Origin of the sequence: Serratia sp. (in: enterobacteria) (genome assembly GCF_052400455.1) — a bacterium.
Taxonomy (GTDB): Bacteria; Pseudomonadota; Gammaproteobacteria; order Enterobacterales; family Enterobacteriaceae; genus Serratia; species Serratia ureilytica.
This window is the reverse complement of the sequence record NZ_CP185812.1, coordinates 2,803,151-2,829,837: the sequence shown is the minus strand read 5'-3', so window position 1 is coordinate 2,829,837 and position 26,687 is coordinate 2,803,151. Positions and strand designations below refer to the sequence as shown.

Annotated in this window: 28 protein-coding genes; 14 read left to right on the top strand and 14 right to left on the bottom strand. The window is 55.5% G+C overall.

The window, feature by feature from the left end:
• Positions 1–117 precede the first annotated feature (117 nt).
• Positions 118–564: a YcgN family cysteine cluster protein gene (locus ACORQT_RS13675; RefSeq protein ID WP_025159803.1), complete on the top strand. Its 447-nt coding sequence runs from the start codon at positions 118–120 to the stop codon at positions 562–564.
• 118 nt (positions 565–682) lie between these two features.
• On the opposite strand, the gene ACORQT_RS13670 is transcribed toward ACORQT_RS13675, so the two are convergent.
• From ACORQT_RS13670 to nhaB, 3 genes are all read right to left on the bottom strand, one after another.
• A complete protein-coding gene (locus tag ACORQT_RS13670) occupies positions 683–1,444 on the bottom strand; it encodes an aspartyl/asparaginyl beta-hydroxylase domain-containing protein (protein WP_164057238.1) in 762 nt (253 codons plus the stop codon).
• Positions 1,445–2,093: 649 nt separating this feature from the next.
• Entirely contained in the window at positions 2,094–2,624 is a 531-nt protein-coding gene (gene dsbB, locus ACORQT_RS13665; RefSeq protein ID WP_164057237.1) for a disulfide bond formation protein DsbB, read from the bottom strand.
• A gap of 120 nt (positions 2,625–2,744) precedes the next feature.
• A complete protein-coding gene (gene nhaB / locus ACORQT_RS13660) occupies positions 2,745–4,310 on the bottom strand; it encodes a sodium/proton antiporter NhaB (RefSeq protein ID WP_042784729.1) in 1,566 nt (521 codons plus the stop codon).
• A 243-nt stretch (positions 4,311–4,553) separates the two neighbouring features.
• Between nhaB and fadR the strand changes: the two genes are divergently transcribed.
• Positions 4,554–5,273 (top strand): fatty acid metabolism transcriptional regulator FadR, encoded by a 720-nt coding sequence (fadR, locus tag ACORQT_RS13655; protein WP_033643333.1) that lies wholly within the window; start codon positions 4,554–4,556, stop codon positions 5,271–5,273.
• A gap of 57 nt (positions 5,274–5,330) precedes the next feature.
• Here fadR and ACORQT_RS13650 read toward each other — a convergent pair whose 3' ends face one another.
• Complete coding sequence (locus ACORQT_RS13650) at positions 5,331–6,866, bottom strand: SpoVR family protein (protein WP_033643331.1); 1,536 nt, start codon at positions 6,864–6,866, stop codon at positions 5,331–5,333.
• A gap of 298 nt (positions 6,867–7,164) precedes the next feature.
• Between ACORQT_RS13650 and zinT the strand changes: the two genes are divergently transcribed.
• The gene (gene zinT, locus ACORQT_RS13645) at positions 7,165–7,815 is read left to right on the top strand and encodes a metal-binding protein ZinT (RefSeq protein WP_033643330.1); all 651 of its coding nucleotides are present in this window, start codon (positions 7,165–7,167) and stop codon (positions 7,813–7,815) included.
• Positions 7,816–7,861: 46 nt separating this feature from the next.
• Here zinT and ACORQT_RS13640 read toward each other — a convergent pair whose 3' ends face one another.
• Positions 7,862–8,179, bottom strand: a complete 318-nt coding sequence (locus tag ACORQT_RS13640; RefSeq protein ID WP_164057236.1) for an antibiotic biosynthesis monooxygenase family protein — start codon at positions 8,177–8,179, stop codon at positions 7,862–7,864.
• Positions 8,180–8,713: 534 nt separating this feature from the next.
• Here ACORQT_RS13640 and ACORQT_RS13635 point away from each other — a divergent pair.
• Both ACORQT_RS13635 and dadX read left to right on the top strand, forming a co-directional pair.
• Entirely contained in the window at positions 8,714–10,018 is a 1,305-nt protein-coding gene (locus tag ACORQT_RS13635; RefSeq protein WP_164057235.1) for a D-amino acid dehydrogenase, read from the top strand.
• A 76-nt stretch (positions 10,019–10,094) separates the two neighbouring features.
• On the top strand, positions 10,095–11,168 hold the full coding sequence (gene dadX / locus ACORQT_RS13630; protein ID WP_033643327.1) for a catabolic alanine racemase DadX: 1,074 nt from the start codon (positions 10,095–10,097) through the stop codon (positions 11,166–11,168).
• A gap of 8 nt (positions 11,169–11,176) precedes the next feature.
• Here dadX and ACORQT_RS13625 read toward each other — a convergent pair whose 3' ends face one another.
• The 3 genes from ACORQT_RS13625 to ACORQT_RS13615 form a co-directional block, all read right to left on the bottom strand.
• Complete coding sequence (locus tag ACORQT_RS13625) at positions 11,177–12,370, bottom strand: Bcr/CflA family efflux MFS transporter (RefSeq protein ID WP_033650957.1); 1,194 nt, start codon at positions 12,368–12,370, stop codon at positions 11,177–11,179.
• A gap of 77 nt (positions 12,371–12,447) precedes the next feature.
• Positions 12,448–13,008: a 3'-5' exonuclease gene (locus ACORQT_RS13620; protein ID WP_033643325.1), complete on the bottom strand. Its 561-nt coding sequence runs from the start codon at positions 13,006–13,008 to the stop codon at positions 12,448–12,450.
• A 306-nt stretch (positions 13,009–13,314) separates the two neighbouring features.
• The gene (locus ACORQT_RS13615) at positions 13,315–13,797 is read right to left on the bottom strand and encodes a hypothetical protein (RefSeq protein ID WP_089194855.1); all 483 of its coding nucleotides are present in this window, start codon (positions 13,795–13,797) and stop codon (positions 13,315–13,317) included.
• A 225-nt stretch (positions 13,798–14,022) separates the two neighbouring features.
• Here ACORQT_RS13615 and ACORQT_RS13610 point away from each other — a divergent pair, with 225 nt between their 5' ends.
• A complete protein-coding gene (locus tag ACORQT_RS13610) occupies positions 14,023–14,319 on the top strand; it encodes a hypothetical protein (RefSeq protein WP_033643321.1) in 297 nt (98 codons plus the stop codon).
• Between the two features lie 160 nt (positions 14,320–14,479).
• Here the strand turns inward: ACORQT_RS13610 and ACORQT_RS13605 are convergent, their stop codons facing one another.
• Entirely contained in the window at positions 14,480–14,656 is a 177-nt protein-coding gene (locus tag ACORQT_RS13605; protein ID WP_033634815.1) for a GhoT/OrtT family toxin, read from the bottom strand.
• A 392-nt stretch (positions 14,657–15,048) separates the two neighbouring features.
• Between ACORQT_RS13605 and ACORQT_RS13600 the strand changes: the two genes are divergently transcribed.
• Both ACORQT_RS13600 and ACORQT_RS13595 read left to right on the top strand, forming a co-directional pair.
• Positions 15,049–15,387, top strand: a complete 339-nt coding sequence (locus ACORQT_RS13600; protein WP_159085280.1) for a hypothetical protein — start codon at positions 15,049–15,051, stop codon at positions 15,385–15,387.
• Between the two features lie 140 nt (positions 15,388–15,527).
• On the top strand, positions 15,528–16,217 hold the full coding sequence (locus ACORQT_RS13595) for an alpha/beta hydrolase (RefSeq protein ID WP_042784718.1): 690 nt from the start codon (positions 15,528–15,530) through the stop codon (positions 16,215–16,217).
• 174 nt (positions 16,218–16,391) lie between these two features.
• Here ACORQT_RS13595 and ACORQT_RS13590 read toward each other — a convergent pair whose 3' ends face one another.
• Positions 16,392–16,622: a hypothetical protein gene (locus ACORQT_RS13590; protein WP_033643319.1), complete on the bottom strand. Its 231-nt coding sequence runs from the start codon at positions 16,620–16,622 to the stop codon at positions 16,392–16,394.
• 342 nt (positions 16,623–16,964) lie between these two features.
• Between ACORQT_RS13590 and ACORQT_RS13585 the strand changes: the two genes are divergently transcribed.
• From ACORQT_RS13585 to ACORQT_RS13575, 3 genes are all read left to right on the top strand, one after another.
• The gene (locus tag ACORQT_RS13585) at positions 16,965–17,528 is read left to right on the top strand and encodes a fasciclin domain-containing protein (RefSeq protein ID WP_033650960.1); all 564 of its coding nucleotides are present in this window, start codon (positions 16,965–16,967) and stop codon (positions 17,526–17,528) included.
• 45 nt (positions 17,529–17,573) lie between these two features.
• A complete protein-coding gene (locus tag ACORQT_RS13580; protein ID WP_033650962.1) occupies positions 17,574–18,122 on the top strand; it encodes an RNA polymerase sigma factor in 549 nt (182 codons plus the stop codon).
• Between the two features lie 124 nt (positions 18,123–18,246).
• Positions 18,247–18,768, top strand: coding sequence for an anti-sigma factor (locus tag ACORQT_RS13575; protein ID WP_444859180.1), 522 nt, complete (start codon positions 18,247–18,249; stop codon positions 18,766–18,768).
• A 94-nt stretch (positions 18,769–18,862) separates the two neighbouring features.
• Here ACORQT_RS13575 and ACORQT_RS13570 read toward each other — a convergent pair whose 3' ends face one another.
• Together ACORQT_RS13570 and yeaG are read right to left on the bottom strand one after the other, a co-directional pair.
• A complete protein-coding gene (locus ACORQT_RS13570) occupies positions 18,863–20,131 on the bottom strand; it encodes a YeaH/YhbH family protein (protein ID WP_033643318.1) in 1,269 nt (422 codons plus the stop codon).
• A gap of 132 nt (positions 20,132–20,263) precedes the next feature.
• Positions 20,264–22,198: a protein kinase YeaG gene (yeaG, locus tag ACORQT_RS13565; protein ID WP_016927472.1), complete on the bottom strand. Its 1,935-nt coding sequence runs from the start codon at positions 22,196–22,198 to the stop codon at positions 20,264–20,266.
• A 426-nt stretch (positions 22,199–22,624) separates the two neighbouring features.
• Between yeaG and ACORQT_RS13560 the strand changes: the two genes are divergently transcribed.
• Positions 22,625–23,389, top strand: coding sequence for a MipA/OmpV family protein (locus ACORQT_RS13560; RefSeq protein ID WP_033643317.1), 765 nt, complete (start codon positions 22,625–22,627; stop codon positions 23,387–23,389).
• 94 nt (positions 23,390–23,483) lie between these two features.
• Here the strand turns inward: ACORQT_RS13560 and ACORQT_RS13555 are convergent, their stop codons facing one another.
• Positions 23,484–24,359, bottom strand: coding sequence for a D-hexose-6-phosphate mutarotase (locus ACORQT_RS13555; RefSeq protein ID WP_444859179.1), 876 nt, complete (start codon positions 24,357–24,359; stop codon positions 23,484–23,486).
• Between the two features lie 198 nt (positions 24,360–24,557).
• Positions 24,558–25,553 carry a glyceraldehyde-3-phosphate dehydrogenase gene (gapA, locus tag ACORQT_RS13550; RefSeq protein ID WP_004932222.1) on the bottom strand — a complete coding sequence of 332 codons (996 nt, stop codon included), beginning with the start codon at positions 25,551–25,553 and terminating at the stop codon, positions 24,558–24,560.
• Between the two features lie 348 nt (positions 25,554–25,901).
• Here gapA and msrB point away from each other — a divergent pair, with 348 nt between their 5' ends.
• Entirely contained in the window at positions 25,902–26,315 is a 414-nt protein-coding gene (gene msrB, locus ACORQT_RS13545; RefSeq protein ID WP_033643315.1) for a peptide-methionine (R)-S-oxide reductase MsrB, read from the top strand.
• A gap of 63 nt (positions 26,316–26,378) precedes the next feature.
• Positions 26,379–26,651: a YeaC family protein gene (locus ACORQT_RS13540; protein ID WP_004932218.1), complete on the top strand. Its 273-nt coding sequence runs from the start codon at positions 26,379–26,381 to the stop codon at positions 26,649–26,651.
• The last annotated feature ends 36 nt before the right edge of the window (positions 26,652–26,687 follow it).

The following is a 26,687-nucleotide window of genomic DNA, read 5'->3' as shown; positions in this document are numbered from 1 at the left end:
GTTGGCCGCCGGCATCGTCGGCGGCAAAACTTGCATCTCGCGGCTAAAATGTCTATATAGTCCCCCCTCGAACCTGTGCGCAGGTGAGTTATCCATTTACCGAAACCGGACGCTAACATGTCACAACTCGCTTTTTGGCAACAGAAAACGCTGGCGGAAATGTCAGAACAAGAGTGGGAATCGCTGTGCGACGGGTGCGGGCAATGCTGTTTGAATAAGCTGATCGACGAAGATACCGACGAGATTTATTTTACCAACGTAGCCTGCAACCAGCTCAACATCAAATCCTGCCAATGCCGTAACTACGAGCGGCGCTTCGAGCTGGAAGAGGACTGCATCAAATTGACGCGCGAAAACCTCACCACCTTCGATTGGTTGCCGCCGACCTGCGCCTATCGCCTGATCGGCGAAGGCAAGCCGCTGTTCCCCTGGCACCCGTTGCTGAGCGGCTCCAAGGCGGCGATGCACGGTGAGCGCATCACGGTGCGGCATATCGCGGTGCGCGAGAGCGAAGTGGTGGACTGGCAGGACCATATCCTCAACAAGCCGGACTGGGCCAGATAACGCCGGACCCCTTGCGCAGCAAGACGCGTTTTCATGCAAGAGGGCGGCGTGTCAGGACACGCCGCCCTCTGCAATTGCGCTAACCGGCAGGCGTGAGGTTATGGCATAAGCCGTCACTTCACTCTTTTTTGTCGCGGCGGCGCCAGTTGGCCAGATTTTTCAGCGGCTGCTTCACGTAAGGGCTGGCTTTAATCAGGCTGAACAGCAGTTTATTTACCGCCGTCCCCACTTTGTCCATCGGCCGGTCGATATCGAGAAACAGCACCGCACGCAGTTCGTCGGTATCATTGCGCACCTCGTGTTCATAAGAGTCATCAAACAAAATGACCTTGCCTTCATCCCAGTGCAGGGTCTGATCGTCGACGCGGATCCAGAGCTTTTCCCGATCCTTTGGCACGATCAATCCCAAATGCGCGCGCACCACGGCGCGAGTCGGGCCTTTGTGGGGGACGATGTGATAGTGCGGCTTAAGGATCGAAAACATGGCGGTGCGCATGCCGGGGATCTCGCTGACCGCCTGTGCGGTGTGCGGACAAATGGCGCAGTTCTCATCAACGCGCTGCCCGTAGACAAATAGCCCGAAGGTTTTCCAATTATCCCCTTTGGAGATGCGTTTCTGATCCGGTGATATTTGGTGGAACGCGGGGATGTCCTCCGGGTGCTCCAGTAACCGATCCAACTCCTGGCGAATGGCAGGCCAACGGGCTTCCAGCGCCGCCACCCAATTAAATTCATGATTACCGATCCGCGGCGTAGTGGAGATGAGCGAATGGCGAGTTTGAAATTCGCCGTTCCAGCGCAGGAATTTTTTCCCTGCTTTGAGCAGCATGCGCCGCAGGAACGGGCGCTGAGACGTGGGGGGAAAGGTGCTATCCGGCATAAATCGTGTCCTTGATATCATTGGCCTACTGCATTCAGCATAAGGAAAGAATCACGGACGATTTTAATCATTAGTGCGCGAACGTTGGCCGATGAGTGATACCGCGCAGAGTTAAATTTGAATGATTTATTTAAAGGCAGCGGGGACTGACGGTTGGGGGAGAAGGAAAAAAGCCCCTGCAAAGATGAGGGGCAAGACACACAACAACACCAGGGAAATCGGTAGTACTCACTTTGCCGATACTATAAGGATTTTATGGGCAAACTTCACCAAAATATTGTGCTCTGAATGTGACAAAGACGCAGTCGTTCATAAATAACGGTAATTTATTGATGCCCGCAGGCCGTGAGGAAAGTGCCTGCACAGCATGTGTTGGCCCGCTGGCAACGCAGAAGTTTAATGTTATGTAAATTACGCGCTTAATCGAGCCAGGATGCTTCTTTTTAAACGATAAGTTGGGTAATTTGGCCGCTCTCCCGCAAGTTCGAGAGCATAACAATGAAAATGGTCCGTCTGTTTGCCGTAGCTGGGGCACTGATCGTGCTCGTTTACTTCCTTACACATACCTGAAATGGGGTTATCTCTGAATTCAACAGTAATACCCTAAAAAAACGGCGCCCTGAGGCGCCGTTTTTTGTTTGTTGGCCTATCAGCGGCCGAACAAATCGCGGCGGCGTGGGCGGACAAATTGCGCGATCAGCACAATCAGCGCCACCAGCAGATAGGCACCGAAGATACCCACCAGCCACTGTGGCATTTCCAGCGTCAGGAACTGCCATTGACGCACGGAACAGTCACCGGAAGCGTGGAACACCGCAGGCAGCCATTTATCCAGCGGCAGCCAGGACGGGAAGCTGACGAAGAAATCGCAGGTATTGAACGGCGAGGGGTGCAGTTGGATCATGGTGTGTTTCCACGCCAGCTGTACGCCTTCCCAGGCGCTATAGATCCACAGCAGGATCGCCACATAGCGCAGCGGCGTTTTCGGCGCGATGGCGCCTACCAGTGAGGCAACGAGGATGCCGAACAGCGCGCAACGCTCGTAAATGCACATGACGCAGGGCTGCAGCAGCATAACGTGCTGGAAATAGAGCGCGACCAGTTCCAACACCAACGCTGTCAGGGCCATCAGCAGCCAGGCGCCGCGTCCTTGTGAACAGCGGTTAAAGAATTGCAACATATCTAGATTCTTCCATGCAGTAAGCAATTGAACCGGCAGTGTAAACCAATTCCCCCTCGCTGCCAGCCACCTGGGCCGGTTTCAGCGTAAAAATAGTCGGTTTACCCTGCCGGCGCCGCATCAGTGGCCGATGGCGTCGACAGGCGGCAGCGTCAGCCAGTGCCACTGTGTCAACAGTTCGGTCGCCGGCTCCAGCGTGAACTGTACGCACAGCAGGCCGACCACGGTCAATACGATCGTATAAGGCAGAGCCATCCACACCATGCGGCCATACGACAGACGCACCAGCGGCGCCAAGGCCGACGTCAAAAGGAACAGGAACGCCGCCTGGCCGTTAGGGGTCGCGACCGAAGGCAGGTTGGTGCCGGTATTGATGGCGACCGCCAGCAGTTCGAACTGTTTCAGCGCAATGGCGCCGGTTTCCAGCGCGGTGCGCGCTTCGTTGATGTAAACCGTGCCGACGAATACGTTGTCGGAAACCGACGACAGCAGACCGTTGAACAGGTAGAACAGCGAAAGCTGAGAAGCGGGCTCGGCGCGCAGTACAAACTGGATCACCGGGCTGAACAGGTGTTGCTCAATGATCACGGCCACCACGGTGAAAAATACCGTCAGCAGGGCTGTGAACGGCAGCGCCTCCTGGAACGCTTTGCCGATGGCGTGTTCGTCGTTCACGCCGCACAGCGATGTGGCGAGAATGATGACCGACAGGCCGATCAGCCCGACTTCCGCCAGGTGGAAGGCCAGCGCCAGCACCAGCCAAACGCCGATCAGCGCCTGCATCACCAGCTTGAGCCTTTCTTGCTTGCTGCGGCCTGCGGTGGCCTTGCGATCATACTCTTTCAGCACCTCACGCACCGCTTCCGGCAGTGGCGTGCCGTAGCCAAACAGGCGAAAACGCTCTACCAGCCAGCAGACCAGCAGGCCGCATGCCAGCACCGGCAAAGTGACCGGCGCCATCCGCAGGAAGAAGTCGATAAAGCCCCAGCCCGCGCTTTTGGCGATGATCAGGTTCTGTGGCTCGCCCACCATGGTCATGACTCCGCCGAGCGCGGTGCCGACGCCGGCGTGCATCAGCAGGCTGCGCAGAAAGGCGCGGAATTGCTCCAGCGTCTGCTTGCGCTCTTCGCCGGTGAAATCGCTGTCATCGCCGATGTCGCCGTCGGAGCGGTTCGACGTCACATTGTGATAGATGGAATAGAACCCCGTGGCGACGCTGATCACTACCGCGACGACCGTCAGCGCATCGAGGAAGGCGGAAAGGAAGGCGGCCGCTAGGCAGAACGCCAGCGACAGCAGCGTTTTCGAGCGGATATTGAGCAGCAGCTTGGTGAACACGAACAGCAGCAACTGCTTCATAAAGTAGATGCCGGCCACCATAAAGACCAGCAGCAGCAGCACGTCCAGATTATGTTCGATTTCTTGCGAAACCTGCGCCGGGCTGGTCATGCCGATGGCCACGGCCTCCAGCGCCAGCAGGCCGCCCGGCAGCAGCGGGTAACATTTCAACGCCATCGCCAGGGTAAAGATGAACTCGATCACCAACAGCCAACCCGCGAGAAACGGGCTGGCGAAAAAGAACACCAGCGGGTTGATCGCCAGGAAAATGAGAATGGTCAGTTTGTACCAGTCGGGAGATTGCCCCAGGAAGTTTTTGAGCAGGGCGCTGCGCAAGGTTGTTTCCATTGTCCTTTATGCATCCTTAAATCAGTCGTAGCACGTACCCTAACAACGCGGCGGGGGCGGGCGCAACCGGAGCTTGTTTTACGGCGGCAAATTTCTCAGGGCCGGTGTTTTTGCGCGTTTTTTGCCACTTTATGCACACTTTCGTTTATTGTTTTTCGCTCACGCTATGTCATGTCTGTGTGATCTGGTATGATGAGCTGATTACTTTTACTGATTTTATCGTCGCAACGGAACGTCAAACACATGGTCATAAAGGCGCAGAGTCCTGCCGGTTTCGCGGAAGAGTACATTATTGAGAGTATTTGGAATAATCGCTTCCCCCCTGGCTCTATTTTGCCCGCGGAGCGTGAGCTTTCGGAGTTGATTGGCGTCACGCGCACCACGTTACGTGAAGTGTTGCAACGTCTGGCCCGCGATGGCTGGTTGACCATACAGCATGGTAAACCGACCAAAGTGAACAATTTCTGGGAAACGTCCGGCCTCAATATCCTTGAGACCGTGGCTCGTCTCGATCACAAAAGCGTCCCGCAGCTGATCGATAACCTGCTGTCCGTGCGTACCAATATCGCGTCGATCTTTATTCGCGCTGCGGTGCGCAATCATCCTGAGCAGGCGCAGGAAGTGCTGGCGAAAGCCGCCGAGGTGGAAGATCAGGCGGATGCCTTCAATGTCCTGGACTATGAGATCTTCCGTGGTCTGGCGTTCGCTTCCGGCAACCCGATCTATGGCCTGATTTTCAACGGCCTGAAAGGGCTGTACACCCGCGTGGGCCGTTACTACTTCTCCAACCCGGAGGCGCGCAAGCTGGCGCTGACCTTCTACAGCAAGCTGTCTACGCTTTGCCATGAGAAGCTGTACGACCAGGTGATGGACACCGTGCGCAACTACGGTAAAGACAGCGGGGCGATTTGGCAGAGCATGCAGGGCACCATGCCGAGCGATCTGACCGAAGCGCGCCGCTGATACCGTGCGAATGACATAATAAGGGCGCCGTGTTGGCGCCCTTTGTCGTTATGGCGGTTACAGCGGCGTAGGCCGCGGCGGGCAGCGGTCGAGCAATTCCACGCTTCCGTCTTCGTTTTGCTGCTCGAGGATCACGTCGAAGCCCCACAGGCGATGCAGGTGCTTCAACACGTCGCGGCGGCTCTTATCGAGCGGCGCGCGTTCTTGCGGGATGTAGCGCAGCGTCAGCGAACGGTCGCCGCGCAGGTCTACGTTCCAGATCTGAATGTTCGGCTCGTGGTTGCTCAGATTGTATTGAGCCGACAGCTCCTGGCGGATTGCCCGGTAGCCCGCTTCGTTATGGATCGCGGCAATTTCCAGGTAGTTGTTGCGATCGTCGTCCAGCACGGTAAACAAGCGGAAGTCGCGCATCACTTTGGGCGACAGGAACTGGCTGATAAAGCTCTCATCCTTAAAGTCGCGCATGGCGAAGTGCAACGTGTCCAACCAGTCTTTACCGGCGATGTCCGGGAACCAGTAGCGATCTTCCTCGGTAGGCGATTGGCAGATGCGCTTGATGTCCTGGAACATGGCGAAGCCCAGCGCGTAGGGGTTGATGCCGTTATAGTATGGGCTGTTGTACGGCGGCTGATAAACCACGTTGGTGTGGCTGTGCAAAAACTCCAGCATGAACCGCTCGGTCACCCGACCTTCGTCGTAAAGATGGTTAAGGATGGTGTAGTGCCAGAAGGTCGCCCACCCCTCGTTCATTACCTGGGTCTGTTTTTGCGGGTAGAAATATTGGCTGACTTTGCGCACGATGCGCAGCACCTCACGCTGCCACGGTTCCAGCAGCGGCGCATTCTTCTCGATAAAATAGAGGATATTTTCCTGCGGTTCGCTCGGATATCGGCGCGCCTGCTCAGGCGACTCTTCGCGCTCGACGCGTGGCAGGGTCTTCCACAGCGTATTCACCTGGCTTTGCAGATACTCTTCGCGGCTTTTCTGGCGCGCTTTTTCTTCCACCAAAGAGATTTTTTGCGGGCGTTTGTACCTGTCGACCCCGTAGTTCATCAGCGCATGGCAGGAGTCCAGCAGCCGTTCCACTTCTTCGACGCCGTAGCGTTCTTCGCACTGGCTGATGTAGTGGCGAGCAAACAGCAGGTAATCGACGATGGAGCTGGCGTCGGTCCAACTGCGGAACAGGTAGTTATTCTTGAAGAACGAGTTGTGGCCATAGCAGGCGTGCGCCATCACCAGCGCCTGCATGGTGATGGTGTTCTCCTCCATCAGGTAGGCGATGCAGGGGTTGGAGTTGATGACGATTTCATACGCCAGCCCTTGCTGGCCCTGTTTGTAGCGCTGCTCGGTTTCGATGAATTTTTTGCCGAAGGACCAATGGGTATAGTTGATCGGCATGCCGACGCTCGAATAGGCGTCCATCATCTGTTCTGAGGTGATCACCTCGATCTGATGGGGGTAGGTGTCGAGCCGGTAATGCTTGGCGACGCGGTCGATCTGCTCCAAATACACCTGCAGCAGTTCGAACGTCCAGTCCGGTCCATCGCTCAGACGTTTATCATCCTTAACCTTGTCATGTGTTGAAGTAGTCATCAGCGCACCCTCATTATTCACGGGCCTTGCTCAAACGGCAGACCCTGTAACAAGCATAGTTCAAGTCATAATTAACCATTGCAAATCAGTGAAATAAAAATGCCGGTACGCAAAGGGGCGAACGGCGGTCGATCCGGCGCCCGTCCCGGCAGAAGGCGGTGCAACACCGCGCATCTTCTCCGAGTATAGCCCTGCGGCAGGGGCGTGCAACACATTGCCTGCTGTGCGACAGGGATTGAAAACTGTTATGTTATATTGTAACTTTTCATTTTTCTCAATAACGGACAAGGAGCGCGTTTTGACGAGGCATTTGGGCAAATTGGCAGTGGCGCTGGCGGCGCTGTTCATCAGTGGGCAAACGTTGGCTCACGGGCATCATTCACATGGCAAGCCGCTGACGGAAGTGGAAAAAAAGGCGGAGGGAGGCGTGTTCGACGATAAAGACGTCAAAGATCGCGACCTGGCGGATTGGGAGGGCGTATGGCAATCCGTGTATCCGTATCTGATCAATGGGGATCTTGACCCGGTGTTCAAGAAGAAAGCGGCGCAGGATAAGAGCAAAACCTTCGCAGAGGTGAAGGCGTATTACCGCAAAGGTTACGCCACCGATGTGGATACCATTGGCATTGAGAACGGTATCATGGAATTTCACCGTGGCGACCAATCCAGCGCCTGTCAGTACAAGTACGCCGGGCATAAGATCCTAACGTATGTCTCCGGTAAGAAAGGCGTGCGTTATCTGTTCGAGTGCCAGGATGCCGACAGCCAGGCGCCGAAATTCGTACAGTTCAGCGATCACATTATCGGGCCGCGCAAATCGGCGCATTTCCATATCTTTATGGGCAACACGTCGCAGGAGGCGTTGCTGAAAGAGATGGATAACTGGCCGACCTACTACCCATTCCAGCTGCAGACCAAAGAAGTCGTGGACGAGATGCTGCATCATTGATGCTTCTCTCTTCTGCCACCACAAGCCCGCACGCGTGGGCTTGTGGTCAGTCGAACGACCTGATTTGCAGGTAATCGTCCGTGACCTCCATTTCAAATAGCGTTTCATCCGCCAATAAAGTGGCGCGCATACGATCCCGAGCCGCTCGGTACCGTTCATCCAGCTGAATATCACCGGCGTTTTCCCATGCCGAGCGGCTTGGCCACTGCCCATAGCCGATATATTTGCCGTTCACCTCCCGATGCAGGCGCGAGCCCAGGCTGCCGCGTTGCTGATAGATGCCCTGCGTCAATTCAAGCCAGGCCTGGCGAAAAGCGTGTTCGTGTCCGGTTTTGACTGAGAACTGATAGAGAGCGATGAACATGCGAGGTTCTCCTGAATAGCGACAGTATGAACTCTAGGCGCGGCTGGGGGCTTGAACGTTCATATCGTGCTGCAGCGAAAACAAGATGGCGCCACAGTGAACGCCGCTTTATTCCAACAGTAAAAATAAGGCTATTAAGGGCTGAAAATTTACGCGATTTTTCTGCTGCAGCGGGTGGTGCCGTTATTTGCCAGTTGTTTTGGTATTTTTTGTTTTTGTGGTTTTTTATTCTATTTATAGGTTAGCTGATATTTTTATATTCTGTTAAATCCATGTTGCTTATCACGCCAATTTTCCATGACATCAATGATAGCAATGCTAGCGAATCAGGGGTGACCTCGCGCCATAAACCCCCTTAAACCGTATCTTATCGCTATTTTCTGGCGGCTATTGCAAATGCGCGGGCCATCGACGATAAATTAATTGTGAATATTGTCACGTTTGATGACGAAGTTGTTGGACGGATTTTTTCACTGAGTTAATTTCCTGTTAGCAGAAGATTGTGCTTTGTGAGGCCTTGGGCTGGAGTCAGCGATGCGAGTGGTAATTTTAGGTAGTGGAGTGGTGGGCGTAGCCAGTGCCTGGTATTTGGCGAAGGCTGGGCATGAGGTGACGGTGATCGATCGTCAGCCTGGCCCGGCACTGGAAACCAGCGCGGCGAACGCTGGGCAGATTTCACCGGGCTATGCCGCTCCCTGGGCGGCGCCGGGCGTGCCGCTGAAGGCCATTAAGTGGATGTTCCAACGCCATGCGCCGCTGGCGATCCGTCTCGACGGCAGCAGCTTCCAGCTGAACTGGATGTGGCAGATGCTGAAAAACTGCAACACCGAACACTACATGACCAACAAAAGCCGCATGGTGCGCCTGGCGGAATACAGCCGCGACTGCATCAAGGCGCTGCGGCAGGAAACCGGCATCCAGTACGAAGGCCGTCAGGGCGGCACGCTGCAGCTGTTCCGCACCCAACAACAGTTCGAAAACGCCACGAAAGATATTGCGGTATTGGAAGATGCCGGGGTGCCTTACCGATTGCTGGAAGCCGGCCAACTCGGTAGCGTTGAGCCTGCGCTGGCGCAGGTGGCGCACAAGCTGACCGGCGGCCTGCAGTTGCCGAACGACGAAACCGGCGATTGCCAACTGTTTACGCAACAGTTGGCGAAGATGGCTGAGCAGGCGGGCGTGACCTTCCTGTTCAACCGCAGCGTCGACCGTCTGTTGGTGGAGGGGGACAAGATCGCCGGCGTACAGTGCGGCGAGGAAGTGTTCAAAGCCGATAGCTATGTGGTGGCGTTCGGTTCGTACTCCACGGCGCTGCTGCGCGGCCTGGTGTCTATTCCGGTTTACCCGCTGAAGGGCTATTCGCTGACGATCCCTATCGTCGATGAGGCGGCGGCGCCATTCTCTACGGTACTGGATGAGACGTATAAAATCGCCATCACGCGCTTCGACCAGCGCATTCGCGTCGGCGGCATGGCGGAGATCGTCGGTTTCAATACTCAGCTGGAGCAAAAGCGGCGAGAAACGCTGGAGATGGTGGTGCGCGATCTCTACCCGAACGGCGGCAGAGTGGAAGACGCGACGTTCTGGACCGGCTTGCGCCCGATGACGCCGGACGGCACGCCGATCGTCGGCCGCACCTCGTTGAAAAACCTGTACCTCAACACTGGGCATGGCACGCTCGGCTGGACCATGGCCTGCGGTTCCGGGCAGTTGTTGTCCGATCTGATGTCCGGCATTACGCCGGCAATCCCTTCCGATGACCTGGCGGTGGCGCGTTACAGCGCCGGATTTCGCCAGCAACACGCGGTTCCGCTGAACGACGTGCATCCCGCACGTTAATCGTCGACGCTGTCATAGACTTTTTCGGCCACGCGCAGGCGCGCGTGGCCGCTGTACGCTGCCCCAAGGAGAAGCGATGCCCCGTCCGATAACCGCCACGATGCATCTCGGCGCAATTGAAAACAACCTGCAGGTGGTGCGCCGTTTCGCCCCCGGCGCCAAAGTCTGGGCGGTGGTCAAGGCCAACGCCTATGGCCACGGCATCAAACACGTTTGGCGCAGCATGGCGCACACCGACGGCTTCGCCATGCTGGATCTGGCCGAAGCGGTGTTGCTGCGCGAGTCCGGTTGGCAGGGGCCGATCCTGTTGTTGGAAGGCTTCTTCCAGCGACAGGATCTGGCCTTGCTCGATCGTTATCGCCTGACGACGGCGGTGCACAGCGACTGGCAACTGGCGGCGATCGCCGACGCAAAGCTGAGTGCGCCGCTTGATGTCTATCTGAAAGTGAACAGCGGCATGAATCGGCTGGGGTTTGCGCCCGAGCGCCTGCATGAGGTGTGGCGCAGGGCGCAGGCTGTCGCCAATATTGCCGAGCTTACGCTGATGAGTCACTTCGCCACCGCCGACGGGCCGGAAGGCGTAACTCAGCAGATGGCCACCATCGAGGCGGCGGCGGCCGATGTACCGCTGCCGCGTTGCCTGGCCAACTCGGCCGCTACGCTGTGGCATCCTGCGACCCACGGCAGCTGGGTGCGCCCTGGGATCATTCTCTATGGCGCTTCGCCGAGCGGATGCTGGAACGATATCGCATCGACGGGGTTGCAGCCGGCGATGACGCTGAGCAGCGAGATCATCGGCATTCAGCAGCTGAAGTCTGGAGATCGCGTGGGCTACGGTGGCCGTTACAGCGCCGCCGGCGCGCAGCGTATCGGCGTGGTGGCCTGCGGTTATGCCGACGGCTATCCGCGTCATGCGCCGACCGGAACGCCGGTATGGGTCGATGGCGTGCTGACACGCACCCTGGGAACGGTATCGATGGATATGCTGGCGGTGGATTTGACGCCCTGTCCCCACGTTGAACTGGGCGCCGAGGTGGAGCTGTGGGGAAAACGCCTGCCGGTGGACGAGGTGGCCACGGCGGCAGGGACGTTAGGCTATGAACTGTTGTCGGCGTTGGCGGCACGGGTGCCGGTTGTTACCGAAGCCTGAGCCGCGGCTCAGGCGACTTTTCTGATCTGTCCTTTAATCTGCTTGCTGAGCCGCCGCGCGTGCAGCGCCAGCAGGCAGCCCGCCAGCATGACCAAAGCCAGCGACAGCTTCGGTTGCAGCGGCAGCGCCATCGCCAGCAGCCCCAGCGCGGCGCCCCCGGCCATCTGTACGAAACCGACCAGTGCGGACGCGACGCCGGCCTCATTGGAGTACGGTTCCAGCGCATAGCTGGTGGCCGGGCCCATCACGAACGCCAACCCGGCGCAGGCGCTGGCGACCGGCAGCATATACGCCAGCCAGTGCGCTTGCGCCGCCGCGGGAAGCCACATGACGCCCAGCAGCAGGCCCAGGCAGCCCAACCCCATCAAAATGCCGCCGGTCGCCAGACAAACCGGGCGGCCGACTTTGTGGATGATGCGGTTAGCGAAGAAGCTGACCAACATGATCCAGAAGCCGTTGGCGCCGAACACCAACGAGAATTGCAGCGGAGTCAGGCCCGCAGTGCCCATCAGCACGTTAGGCGCCAGAGAAACGTAGGTCAGTGCCATGCCCATCGCCCCGGAGTTCACCACCGCGAAAGAGAGGAAACGCCGTTCGCTGAGGATGCGCGCGTATTGGCGCACCGGCAGCCCTTTGACCGGCACGGTGTCGGCGGGGCGAGTTTCCGGCAGGCGCAGCGCGATGAGCACCAACACCAGCAGCGCGTAACCGGCCAGGAACCAAAAGGGCGCGCGCCAGCCGAAGGCTTCGGCGAGCAGGCCGCCGAGCAGCGGCGCCAATGCCGGGATGATGTTCAGCGTGCCGTTGAGAAAGCCGAAGGCGCGGGCGGCGTCGTCGCCATTCAGCCGATCGCGCACGCCGCTGAAGGCGACGACGGCGGTGCAACAGACCGCAACCCCTTGCAACAGGCGCGACGCGATGAAGATCGTCGGGCTGGTGGCCAGCGCCGCCATTGCCGCGCCGATCGTGTAGAGAATAATGCCGGCCAGCGCCACCGGTTTGCGGCCATAGTTATCCACCAACGGACCGGCGATGATTTGACCGAGGCCGAGCACCAGAATAAACAGCGAAATGGTGGATTGGATCAGCGCTTCACTGCTGCCCAGGCCGACGGCGATGGCGGGAATGGTGGGCAGATAGAGATCGATGCCCAATGGGCCGAGCAGCACCAGGCTGAGAAGCAGAAACAGGAACTTTTGCATAGCAGGAAAGGCACGTCCGAGTGACAAAGAGGGCTAGAGTAGAGATTCTGGCGGCAAATGAAAAGGGGCAAAGCGGGTCAGCGCTGCGCTCCCGGGCGGAGATAAAGCGCCGAGACGGTATCGGCCACATAACGGGCCTGATGGCGAGCGTCATCCAACGCGCGATGCGGCATGCCTTCGAACGGACGGGTCTTTTTCGGGTTAAAGCCGTGCAGTTCCGCCAGCGTGATCACCGTGCGCACATCCTGGGTATCCCAGAATTTCCACGGACAGGGCATCTCCAACTGCTGGAAGGCGTGTTCGAGGATTGCGCAGTCGAACTCTTTACCGTTACCCCAGACCTTTACCGTATCGGTGCTGTTCATATGGATAAAACGGCTGAGACTGCTCAGCACTCGCTTGAGGCTCTCGGTGCCGCCGAAGGCCAGCTTGCGCGCTTCATCGGATTGTTTCGCCCACCAGGCAACCGTGTCCAGGCTTATGGTTCGTCCCGGCTGATCTTTCTGGCTGCTGACGGCGGCCTCGAATTCGGCGCCGAGTTCGCCGGTGCGGGGATCGAAAAACACCGCCGCGACCACCAAAATCACGGCGCTGGGTTTTATATCCAGGGTTTCAATGTCTAACATCAGATGGTGCATCGGCGTTTCCGGTGGTTGGCGTGGTGGCTTAATGTTACTACAGAACGTGCGCCGATGCGGCCAGTGCGCACATGAAATCCTTTTAAAGCGCCTCGTTCAGGTTATGATGCTGGAGATACTCTTGTCAGGTTGGTCGCTATCGGTGAGAACGCTTATCTTTATTTTGTGCATGGTTGGCTACTTGCTGCTGCTGGGCTACCTTAGCGTGTTCGTCACGGACAAGATCTGTGAGAAGGCAGGCAACTACACCAAAATATGCCGCATCGTAGACATTTCAGAGCCCCATATCCCCAGATAGCACCGCGTTTAGCCGAGGTAATCGGTGGTGATCAGCGGGGTCAGGATCGCCGCCAGCGCCGCGAGCGTCGTCCATTGCCGCCAGCCTAGGCGAGCGAGCCAGTCATGCCGCTGTGGCGGCGTGGCCAGCTGCCCGACGGCCACGGTGCCGGTCAGCAGCAGCGTCAGAATCAGCAGCACCAGGCCACGGCTCACCAGCGTGAACTCAATGTGCAGCACATTGGCGTAATACAGGCGCATCAGAATAAAATAGCCCAACAAGATCCAGGCGAAAACGACGTTTTTCTTGAGCACCTGTTGCAACATCAGCGCGAGAAACAGGCTGTGACACAGCGATAGCAGCGGGGCTTCGATCGGATGCCGAACGCAGACGTTGTAGACCGCCATGTAAATGTTGAAAACCAGCAGGATATAGATCACATAAATATACCAGCCGTAGATCACTTTGAGTTTTTTGGCGCTCGGCGGCAGGGAGAGTGCGTCCGGTTTCATTAGGGCCTCCTGATGACGCCACGCAAACGCTGCAGTTGAAGGCGGCGCGTCGGCATCGTAATTTATAATCCACAGGGTATATATCACCCGAGCGCTAAATGAGAATTAAACGCTGAACCGGCTTTATTCCCGCGTTTGCGCGGAACTATTTTTGGCCCGCAGGGTCGATTGGCGAGCGATCGCCAGGCGATTCTCGCACTGAGATGAAGCAAGCAATACGCTGATATGAAAGATTATAAAAACACGCATGGCACCAGGCTGCTGCTGATATTCACCCTGGCGTTTTACATCCTGTTGCCGCCTGTGCTGACCGCCTGCGTCTTCACCCGTTTCAATCTTAATCCCTTCGCGATCGTCAAATTTTTGCACTTTAATCCGTTCTTCGCCGATCGGGGCATACCCGGTTATCAGACTTTCCTCTACCTGCTGATGCTTTGGTTGGGGGGGAATATTTTACTATGGCTGATGGTATGGGGCGCGGGGCGGCTGTACCGCCGTTGGCGATCGCGGCGCGGTGAATAGTCGCCCCCTAAATAATACGTTACGCGGGGAAATGGCCTTTCATTTAACAATGCGCCGTATCGTCACTTGTTTCGCCGGTGAGGGGGCAGCGTCGTCGGCTGACCCATTCCATTAGCACGGCTGTTTAAAAGCATCCGTGGCGGCACAGCCTGTTAGGGCGTTAGAACAGCGAAAACAGCAAGACGACCGGCAGACTCAACGGCCAGGTTAACCCGATGGTCAGCGCGCTGATGCAACGAATTTTGACGGTGTCCCTGCTTACCAGGTAGGTGAAAATCATTGAAACTAACAGACCAATAAAATAACAGTATTGCGTTGCAACCCACAGCGACGACATGAAACTCGATCCCAGTTGTATTTTTACGCGCGAATTTTAGGAGCTTGGCGGGCGATAATCAATGACCGAAGGCCGTTAATTCATGCCTTTATCCATAAGAATGCATAATTTATTTCTATAAAGAATGTAAGGTTATTAACGGCTTTATGTTTATTACGAAAAGAAATCAACAACATAGTTACCGGTAACATTTTAAGGTTGTCAGCCTGATTTCAGGCGGGAACGGTGTGAAGAAGGAAAATAGTCATTCAGATGTCCGGAAACGCGACGAGGTTATCAATCATAAATTTTATTGATGTTTTAGTGGGCGAGCAGACGAAGGCGAGATCGCGTTGCGCCGGCGAGCTTTGGGTTCTTTTTAGCTGTCGGCGGGCGAATGATGGGATAGAAACATGCGGGGAGAGGGGTTTTTAGCGCATCGTCCGGATGCGCTGCCGGTCAGCCAGGAAGGGGGGTTTGGTGTTGCTGTAGGTTTAATGAATGTTAAGACCGTAGACGAACAGCCACGAAAACAGCAGCGCCAGCAGGCATGTCATCAATACGATGGAGATCATTTCCTTCACAACTTCATTCCTTTTCCCGATGAAACAAATTTACTTGTCTTTGTTTTTGCGTGGGATTTTAGATCGGCATGGGTAAAAATCCTAGTTTTAATCCCGTTTTTTGCACTGCCGCCACGGCGTACGCTGCCTCGGCAAGTCATGACGACGCCTGTAAACCGAGCGCCTTAACCCGTCGTAGCTATTGCCGAATACCGCAGTGCTAACTATATAAATGGAGATCGCGCGACGTCGCCGGCTGCAAGGCGCGTCCCTGTAGGGCGGCTGTTGATCTGTCTACAGCGCCTCCAAATGAGATGAAGAGGTCGGCAATGAGCACAAAACCAACCATCGTGCTGGTGCACGGATTCTGGGGCGGCGCCGCGCACTGGAGTAAGGTGATTATCGAGTTGTCGCGCAGGGGCTATTCGGCGATTCATGCGGTGGAAATGCCGCTGACCTCACTGGCTGAGGATGCGGAACGGGCGCGCAAGATGGTCGCGCAGCAAGCGGGACCGGTATTGTTGGTGGGGCACTCTTACGGTGGCGCGGTGATCACGGAAATGGGCAACCAGCCTAACGTGGTCGGCCTGGTCTACATTGCCGCGTTTGCGCCGGATGCCGGTGAAAGCCCCGGTGGCATTACGCAAGCGCATCCTCCTGCGGCAGTCGCGAATCTGATTCCGGACAGCGACGGTTATCTGTGGATCAAGACCGACAAGTTTCACGAAAGCTTTTGCCAGGATCTTACCGCCGACGAGGCCCTGGTGATGGCGGCGACGCAGAAGGCGCCATTGGCCGATACCTTCGGCAACCCCCTCGGTGAGCCCGCCTGGAAACATAAACCGTCGTGGTATCAACTCTCCAGCGACGACCGCATGATAGCGCCGGAGAACCAACGGCGTATGGCGCAGCGGCTGCAGGCTAAGAAAGTGATGGTGCTGAAGGCCAGTCATGCCTCACTGGTTTCCCATGCCGATGACGTGGCGGGATTGATTGACGAAGCGGCCGGTTCAAAATAAAACCCGGGCAGAAACGCGCTTCGGGCCAAAAAAGAGACACCTTGCGGCAAAGGGGTGCTTCGCTTCGCATTAGGGATAAGCGCTGATATCGCTGCCGGAGTTCATTATTAACAGCATAATCAACACCACGGCGGCGGCAATAATGGCGTAGATTTCCGCCTTGCGCATATCGATCTAGCGCCCGTTAACGCCGATCATTTCTATTGCCGCGCGATGCAATTTTTGAAAATACTCGTCGTGCTGTTGTTCAACTTCCTGAATAAGACTGGCCAGCAGATTCTGTTTGGTGATCGGTTTGTTGGCGATAAGCACCAGCAGCACGCTTTTGCCGAGCAGGCAGCAGATTTGCTTATGGTATTCATCAACATCATTCTTGTTGAGGCCATAGAGGGTGTAATCGATCATGGTGTCTAACCTGCTGACAGGTAAATTGCCCGCCGAAGCGGGCTGAGAAGCCATAGAAAATAAAATGAGTCAAATTTCGCTTAGGGTGGAACCCGATGCGTGTGTTAACGATAACTGAATGGGAATATTCCCATCAAGACGCATGAGGGAGGATGTGAAGGTTTAGGAATAACCTCATAAGAAAGAGCGGAAACGGGCGGCCATCACGGCGTGCTTATTTGTCTGTCACAGCGTTCGTTCTCTCTACATTATTTTTTTCGACCCGTGCATCCACTTGGAGAACCTCATACGTATATCAGGAATGAGCAACACTTACGCTCAGCTTACGGAGAGGACTTCATCATGAAAACACTTATCGTTACTCTGGTTACCGGCTCATTACTTTTCGGCGTCGCCACTTATGCGGCGAGTGGGGACACGTCATCCGTAATGGTTGGCGGCGCGGCGATGTACCCCTCAAAAAACATTGTGCAAAATGCGCTGAACTCAAAAGATCACACAACGTTGGTCGCGGCCGTTAAGGCCGCCGGCTTGGTTGATACTTTACAAGGCAAAGGTCCTTATACTGTTTTTGCGCCGACGAATGCCGCATTCGCCAAATTACCGGCCGGCACCGTTGAAAATCTGTTAAAACCCGAAAATAAAGCGCTGTTAAGCAGTGTATTAACCTACCACGTTGTGGCTGGGAACTACGACATGCGGGCGCTGGAAAGAAAAATTGAGCAGGGCGGCGGACGGGCGGAACTCAAAACCGTCAACGGTCAGTCGCTATGGTTTATGAATAATGGCCCGCATAATATTCAGATCAAAGATGCTAAAGGCGACGTCGCCAACATCAGCACCTATGATGTGCGGCAGCAAAACGGTGTAATCGACGTTATTGATACCGTGCTAATGCCCAAGTAAGGCCTATACTCGGAGTGGGCAAAGCTTAACCGCTTTAGGGATGGTATGGATCACTCGTTGAAAGAAAACCAGGTAATGTGCTTAAAGGCGATCGCTAATGGCGATCGCCGAGCATTTGAACGCTTGTACAGATCGACATCCGCAAGTTTATTCGCCATTGCGCTGCGCATGTTACGTAATCGCCAGTGGGCGGAAGAGGTTCTGGTCGACGGCTTTCTTGCCGTGTGGCAGCGTGCCGGAGATTATGATCCGACCTTGAGTTCGCCTATGACATGGCTTACTCACATTATAAGGAACCGATGTATAGATGGATTGCGTAGCCGGCATGGACGCCATATCGGACTGGAAGAAGAATATAGCGATCAAATCCCTCAGTCGGAAAATGAAAGCCAGGGTGATGAGGGGGAGCTGGCTAAAAAGTTAAATGACTGTTTGAAGCATCTGACGTCTGAACAACGGCAAAGTATTGCTTTGGCATATTATCAAGGGATGTCGCACGCGGATATCGCTGATTGGTTGCAGCAACCGCTTGGTACGGTAAAAAGCTGGGTCCGCAGGGCGCTAGCACATCTAAAGGATTGCCTGGGCCTATGAACAGACGCGAAAGTGATGACATGTTGGCTGCAGAATATGCTCTTGGCACGCTCAGAGGGAATGCCCGGCTGCATTTTGAACGCCGTCTGAAAACGGACAACATTTTGGCGACCCAGGTTGGAAAGTGGCAAAATATGTTGTCGGGGTTGGATATCGATATAACGCCAATACCCCCCCTGAAAGCGTTTGGAAAAAAATTGAATTAAATCTGCCTCAATACGCTTCGCCTCGACGGCGCGTGCGAAACTATATTGCATGGGGGCTTGCTGCGGGATTGGGCGCATTGAGCCTGAGCTCGTGGTTTTATTGGCGTGCGCCAGAGCTGAAACCGTTAGTGGTCCTGAACGGAGCGCATCAAGGGACGTGGGTCGTAAGTTCAGACGGTCAAAGAAAAATTGTTCGTATAACCCCCTTAGGCTTGGCCGCTATTCCGGATGGAAAAAGTCTTGAGCTGTGGCTGATCCCCGTTGGACATAAGCCCGTTTCAATTGGACTCGTGAACGTGAAAGGCGTGAGCCAGTTTTATTTGGCAGATGCAGATTTAGTTAAAGGAACAACGATTGCTATTAGCCTGGAGCCATTAGGCGGCTCACCGAGCAAGCAACCGACCGGCCCCGTGTTGTATTCAGGTGAGTTGGTTCTATGATTGACGCCGGATGCGGATGCATCCCGCAGAAATAGCATTTGAATTCGTTGAGAATAAAAACGGCCGGGCAGATATTCTCCGGCCGTTTTTATGATTACGCGGTCTGTTTGCGGAACAGTTCGCGGAATACCGGATAAATATCGTCCGGTTCGCGGATATGCTGCATGGCGAAGTTGTCGAATTTCGCTTGCAGATCTTCGTATTCGCGCCATAGCGTTTGGTGAGCGCGGCGAGTGATTTCGATGTAGCTGTAGTACCGCACCATTGGCAGGATCTTCTTCGCCAACAGCTCGTGACACAGCGGTGAATCGTCGGCCCAGTTGTCCCCGTCCGACGCCTGCGCGGCGTAGATATTCCATTGCGCTGGATCGTAACGCTCTTCGACCACGTCGTTCATCAGTTTCAATGCGCTGGAGACGATGGTGCCGCCGGTTTCCTGCGAATAGAAGAACTCCTGCTCGTCCACCTCTTTCGCCTGGGTGTGATGGCGAATATAGACCACCTCGACGTTTTTGTAGGTTCGGCTCAGGAACAGATAAAGCAGAATGTAAAAACGTTTGGCCATGTCTTTGGTGGCCTGATCCATCGAACCGGATACGTCCATCAGGCAGAACATCACCGCCTGGCTGGAGGGCTCCGGCCGGCGCTCGTAGTTTTTGTAACGCAGATCGAAGGTGTCGATAAACGGCACGCTTTCGATTTTCTTGCGCAGTTCGGCAATCTCTTTGCGCAGCCGCTCTTCTTCCAGCAGTTGCACCGGCTCGGTGTTTTCCAACTGGGTCAGCGCGTCTTCCAGTTCGTGCAACGCGCGCCTTTTACCGGCGGTCATGGCGGTACGCCGCGCCAGCGAGTTTTGCAGCGAACGCACGACGCTGATGTTGGCCGGCACGCCATTGGCGGTGTAGCCGGCGCGGTGGGTTTTGAATTCGGTCAGCTGCTTGTACTGATTCTTTTTCAGGTTGGGCAGGGCGAGATCCTCGAATAAAAGATCGAGGTACTCGTCTTTGGATATCTGGAAGACGAACTCATCCTGGCCTTCACCGTCCTGGCTGGCGTTGCCCTGGCCGCCGCCACCGCCTGCGCCGCCCTGAGGCCGTTCGACGCGATCGTTCTGCACGAAGTGGTCATTGCCCGGGTGAACGCGATGGCGCGTGCCGCCGCGCCCCTGATGAAACATCGGTTCGTTGATATCGTCAGTGGGGATAGAGACTGACTCCCCGCTGTCTACGTCGGTGACCGAACGCTTGTTGATGGCTTCGGCAATCGACTGTTTGATTTGCGACTTGTAACGGCGCAAGAAGCGCTGGCGGTTCACCGTGCTCTTGTTTTTGCCGTTCAGCCGCCGGTCAATGAAATAGGCCATACTTCCCCCAAACGACGTTGCCAACTCTTCATGTCCCGGCCGCGGCAGCGCAATGTGTCAGCCCCTCCGTGGGCTGCGCTGCAACGTCCATGACTGTGGACATGGCCCTGATAATGCCGCTTACCTGAGGCGTTATGAGGATTTTCTGACCCGCAGATACCATTCACACAGCAGGCGCACCTGCTTGCGGGTATAGCCTTTCTCCATCATGCGATCGACGAAGTCGTCGTGTTTTTTCTGCTCGTCCGTCGATGTTTTGGCGTTGAACGAAATCACCGGCAACAGTTCTTCGGTATTGGAGAACATCTTTTTCTCGATCACGGTGCGCAGCTTCTCGTAGCTGGTCCAGTTCGGGTTGCGGCCGTTGTTGTTGGCGCGGGCGCGCAGCACGAAGTTCACGATTTCGTTGCGGAAATCTTTCGGGTTGCTGATGCCGGCCGGTTTTTCAATTTTCTCCAGTTCGGCGTTCAGGGACTCGCGGTCGAACAGCTGGCCGGTGTCGGGATCGCGATACTCCTGATCCTGGATCCAGAAGTCGGCATAGGTGACGTAGCGGTCAAAAATGTTTTGTCCGTATTCCGAGTAGGATTCCAGATAGGCGGTCTGGATCTCTTTGCCGATAAACTCGGCGTATTTCGGGATCAGATAGCCTTTCAGGTGCTCCAGGTATTTCTCCGCCAAATCCTGCGGGAACTGTTCGCGCTCGATCTGCTGTTCCAGCACATAGAACAGGTGTACCGGGTTGGCTGCCACCTCGGCGTGATCGAAGTTGAATACCCGCGAGAGGATTTTAAAGGCGAAACGGGTGGAGAGGCCGTTCATGCCTTCGTCAACCCCGGCGTAGTCGCGGTATTCCTGATAGGACTTGGCTTTCGGGTCGGTATCTTTGAGGCTTTCGCCGTCATACACGCGCATTTTCGAGTAGATGCTCGAGTTTTCGGGCTCTTTCAGCCGCGACAGCACGCTAAAGCGCGCCAGCGTTTCCAGCGTGCCCGGCGCGCAGGGCGCATGGGTCAGCTCACTGTGATCCAGAAGCTTGTCGTAAATTTTGATCTCTTCCGACACGCGCAGGCAGTAAGGTACCTTAACGATATACACGCGGTCGAGGAACGCTTCGTTGTTCTTGTTGTTACGGAAGGTCACCCACTCGGATTCGTTGGAGTGCGCCAGAATAATGCCGCTGAACGGCAGGGCGGAGATGCCTTCGGTGCCGTTGTAGTTGCCTTCCTGGGTTGCGGTCAGCAGCGGATGCAGCACCTTGATCGGCGCTTTGAACATCTCGACGAATTCCATAATCCCCTGGTTGGCGCGGCACAGGGCGCCGGAATAGCCGTAGGCGTCCGGGTCGTTCTGCGCGTGGTTCTCCAGTTTACGGATGTCCACTTTACCGACCAGCGCCGAGATATCCTGGTTGTTCTCATCGCCCGGCTCGGTTTTGGCGATGGCGATCTGTTCCAGAATGGAAGGGCGCACTTTCACGACTTTAAACTTGGTGATATCGCCACCGAACTCATGCAGGCGCTTCGCCGCCCACGGCGACATGATGGTGCCGAGATAGCGACTTGGGATATTGAACTCTTTTTCCAGGATCGTGGCATCTTCCTGCGGATTGAACAGGCACAGCGGATGATCGTTGACCGGGCTGCGTTCGCCGTTGGCGCTGAGGGTGTAGATGGGCACGCGCTGCATCAGCGCTTTCAGACGTTCCGCCAGCGAGGACTTGCCGCCGCCCACCGGGCCCAGCAGGTAAAGGATCTGTTTCTTCTCTTCCAGGCCCTGAGCAGCGTGTTTCAGGTAAGAGACGATCTGTTCGATGGCCTCTTCCATGCCGTAGAACTCTTCGAAGGCCGGATAGCGTGCGATCACGCGGTTGGAGAACAGGCGCGACAGGCGTGATTCTAGCGCAGTGTCGACCATCACAGGTTCACCGATAGCCATCAGCAGACGTTCGGCCGCGTTGGCATAGGCACTGCGATCTTGCCGGCAAATGGTAAGAAATTCCTGCAGTGTGAACTCTTCGTCCTTGGCAGCTTCGTAGCGCTGGCGATAGTGGTCAAATATGTTCATGATGCCCGTCCTTTCGTTATTAGCACAGGTTAAAGAGAGCGTGTGATAGTGTTCTGGCTCCCGAAAGATGAGAATACGCCTGAGTACAGCAACCCGTATGCCAACTTGGTGCGCTTATTATCGCGAGTTGCGCTGTATGCCACTGGGCCCAGGATAAATTCACCTTCTGATTTAAGCTTAGTTTGCTTGCCGGAAAATTTCCTGCCGTAGAAAAAGCTTTTTTTAAGTCATATCAATGACTCAGTTATTGCCGGGATAACCAAATGCCTTGTCTGGCGCGGCCTGCGGCATGAATCGTCATCGTTTCGCCATGATTAATTCATAATTCCGCTATAAGTTATTCGATCTTGGTCGTTTTCTATTGTAAAGATTAGGCGCGTAACTAAATTTTCACATAAACTATTGCGGCTATTAACCCTGTAATTTATGGAAAAAGAACCAGTGAAGATTTCAAAACTCAAAACGCTAGCAATTATCGCTTCCGCAATGGTTTGTGCGCAAAGTGCCCAGGCGGGAACCTGGTCACTGGGTGCTGCCGCGCTGGTTAGCCCGGACCCGTATCGCGGTTATCAGGATCGCGTTTATCCGGTGCCCGTCATCGACTATGAAGGTGACGACTTCTACTTCCGTACTCTGACCGCCGGTTACTACCTGTGGAAAGATCAAGAAAATCAGCTGAGCATCATGGGGTATTACACGCCATGGGGCTACCGTCCGGGCGACAGCGACGACGATCGCATGAAGCGTCTCGACAAGCGTCGCGGCACGCTGATGGCCGGCCTGGCCTATTCACACAACGCAGAGTGGGGCACCATTCGCACTACCTTCACCGGCGACACGCTGAACTACAGCAACGGGCTGGTGGGCGATGTGGCTTATCTGTACAAGTTTGATCTGGATGCGTTGACGCTGGTTCCGGGCGTAGGCGTGATGTGGAACAGCAAAAACCAGAACAAATATTACTATGGCGTCAGCGCCAATGAATCGCGCCGCAGCGGTCTGGACAGTTACACCCCGAGCGATAGCTGGGCGCCGTATCTCGAGCTGAGCGCCAATTACCAGATCAACAAGAGCTGGAACGCCTTCTTCCTCGGCCGCTATGTGAAGTTGTCAGATGAAGTGAAAGACAGCCCGATGGTGGATAAATCTTACACCGGTTTGCTGATGACAGGTGTGAGCTACACCTTCTAATCGCGCATTGCACGATAAGCGTGCATGGCGTGCATCAAAAAGGGGCGCGAGCGCCCCTTTTGCACATCCGTAGTGCGCTGGCGCGCACGGGGTTTCAGGCCTTTTTACGGCTGCGGAAGGTCACACCCAAACGGGCGGGTTGTTCGCCGGCGGCGACCAGCGGTTTGCTGACGCGCCCGGTCTCAACGCAGACCATGGTCTTGTAACCGTCGTTCGGCATGTCTCCCATGCTGCAGGACAGCTCTACGCCGGGGTTCCAGGCGATAACGTCGCTCATATGATGGTGATGAACCTCGATGGTGCGTGCGAGCGCCGGATCGCGGATCAGGCTGAAGGCCTCCGGACGGGTATAGACGCGGTCGGTTTGGCCGACGAAGGTCACTTCGCCCGTCTGACGCGCTTCGACGCCGCCCGCCACCTTATCAATATATGGTTCGCCCAGGCCCGCCACGCTGACCCGATCGATATCGCCAACCTGGAAATAGCTGTGCAGCGCCGCCGTGGCTTGATAATCGCCGTGCGATTCCAGTTCGATCTCGCACTCTTCACCCAGCTTGAAGCGAGCAATCAGCGTGAAGGCGTGCGGCCACAGCTTGCTGGTCTGCTCATTGTCTTTCAGCGTAAAGGTCAGGATGACGCCGTTGTCATCTTCATCGTGCGCCGTCAGGCTCCAGGGCTGGTTGCGGGCGAACCCGTGTGAGGGTTGCGCCACCGGGCCGAACCACGGCCAACAGATCGGCACGCCGCCGCGGATGGCCTTGCCTTTGGCGAAAGGCGTGTTGTTGCTGAGCCAAATCACCGGCTGCTCACCGCTAGGCTGCCAGGCCAGCAAATGCGCGCCCTGCAGCGCGACCGCCGCGCGCACTTTCGGGTGCGACACGACCACCACGCCCAGCTCATCGAGTTGGCGCTGGCTGATATAAGGAGAAATCTGTTCGGAAACGGGCAGGGTGAAAATTTTCTCGTTCATTTCATAACCTATTGTTTGCCGGAAATAGAAATGGACCCTATTAGCTTTCGGGTCACAACCAGGCCCTCAGGCGCATGCTTAGCCAGTGACTGAGGTGAGTGTGTGCAGCGAACAACGCTGTGACTCGAAAGATGACGGGTAAAAAAAGGGCGACAAAAAAATGTCGCCCTCATTATCAATCAGCTTAACATCATGCCATTACTTGGAGATGTGAGCGATCAGATCCAGAACCTTGTTGGAGTAGCCGGTTTCGTTGTCGTACCAGGAAACCAGTTTCACGAAGTTGTCGTTCAGTGCGATACCGGCTTTGGCATCGAACACGGAAGTCAGCACTTCGCCGTTGAAGTCGGTGGAAACCACGTCGTCTTCAACATAGCCCAGAACGCCTTTCATAGAGCCTTCAGCGGCGTCTTTGATGGCTTTCTTGATTTCTTCGTAGGTGGCCGCTTTTTCCAGACGCACGGTCAGGTCAACAACGGACACGTTAGGGGTCGGTACGCGGAACGCCATGCCGGTCAGTTTGCCTTTCAGCTCTGGCAGAACCACGCCAACCGCTTTCGCTGCGCCGGTAGAAGAAGGGATGATGTTCTGGGATGCGCCGCGGCCGCCGCGCCAGTCTTTGTGAGACGGGCCATCAACGGTTTTCTGAGTAGCGGTGGTCGCGTGAACGGTGGTCATCAGGCCTTCAACGATACCGAAGTTATCGTTGATGACTTTAGCCAGCGGCGCCAGGCAGTTGGTGGTGCAAGAGGCGTTGGAAACGATATCCTGGCCGGCATATTTGTCAAAGTTGGCGCCGCGAACGAACATTGGGGTCGCATCTTTGGATGGGCCAGTCAGAACCACTTTTTTAGCGCCGGCGGTGATGTGTTTACGCGCGGTTTCGTCGGTCAGGAAGATACCGGTCGCTTCAGCAACCACATCAACGCCCACTTCGTTCCACTTCAGGTTAGCCGGGTCTTTCTCTGCGGTAACACGGATGGTTTTGCCGTTAACAACCAGGTGGCCGTCTTTAACTTCTACCGTACCGTTGAAACGGCCGTGAGTAGAGTCATACTTCAGCATGTAAGCCATGTACTCTGCGTCCAACAGGTCGTTGATTGCAACGATCTCGATGTCAGAACGCTCTTGAGCAGCACGGAAAACAATGCGACCGATACGGCCAAAACCGTTGATACCTACTTTGATAGTCATATATTCCACCAGCTATTTGTTAGTGAATAAAAGGTTGGTTGTAAAATTACAAAAACCTTACCCAGCGTCAAGCGGAATCGTGTCAATACTTGCGGCAAGTCAAACCGGAAGGGGGGTTTTGCACGCTTATTGCACAGTCCATTTGCGCTCGGCCTCATCCGTTATATGGGGACAAGCCGCCAAGTATAAAGTCAGCATACGCAAGATGTGTGATCGCTATCACATATCATCGTGACGTGGCCTTTATGGGCTACAGTTTAGGCCAAAAACCCCTGCAGCGGTGTTAATTTTTTGTTATTATTAATCATTGTTTTCGTTGACATTATCCACATTCAGAGATAAGCACAAATGGCTAAAGAGACAACCCCCGCTCATCCGGTCACGGAACTGAATGAAATCCAACGTTATGTCACGCAACAGCGTGGCACCGAAGCGCCGTTTAGCGGCAAATTGCTGCATAACAAGCGTGAGGGCGTGTACCATTGTCTGTGCTGTAACCAGCCGCTGTTCTATTCCGAAACCAAATACGATTCCGGCTGCGGCTGGCCCAGCTTTTACGAGCCGGTTTCCGCCGATGCAATCCGTTATCTTGATGATAATTCACATAATATGCATCGTGTTGAAATCCGCTGTGGCCACTGCGACGCGCACCTGGGGCATGTATTCCCCGATGGCCCGCAGCCGACCGGTGACCGTTACTGCGTCAATTCCGCCTCGCTGAGTTTCACCGATGGCGAAAATGGCGATCAAACGGCCGGTTAAGCGGTAATTTAACCAACAAAATCGATTCAGCTAATTATTCTTCCGTAAGCGAGAAGGGCCCTGATGGACGTGAAAGATCTGATTGCGGCGATGACGCCCGAGATATACCAACGCCTGGTGCAGGCGGTTGAACTGGGCAAATGGCCGGACGGCGTGGCGCTGACGCCGGAGCAAAAGGAAAACAGCCTGCAGGCGGTGATGCTGTGGCAGTCGATGAACAACGTCGATCCGCAGCATATGAGCATCGGCACCGACGGGCAGATCGTGATGAAGAGCAAACAAGAGCTGAAGCAGCAGTTCGTTGCCGAGCCGCTGGTGAAACTCAAGCCGCAGTAAGGCTCCACCCCTAAAGCGGGGCGATGTCGCCATCGC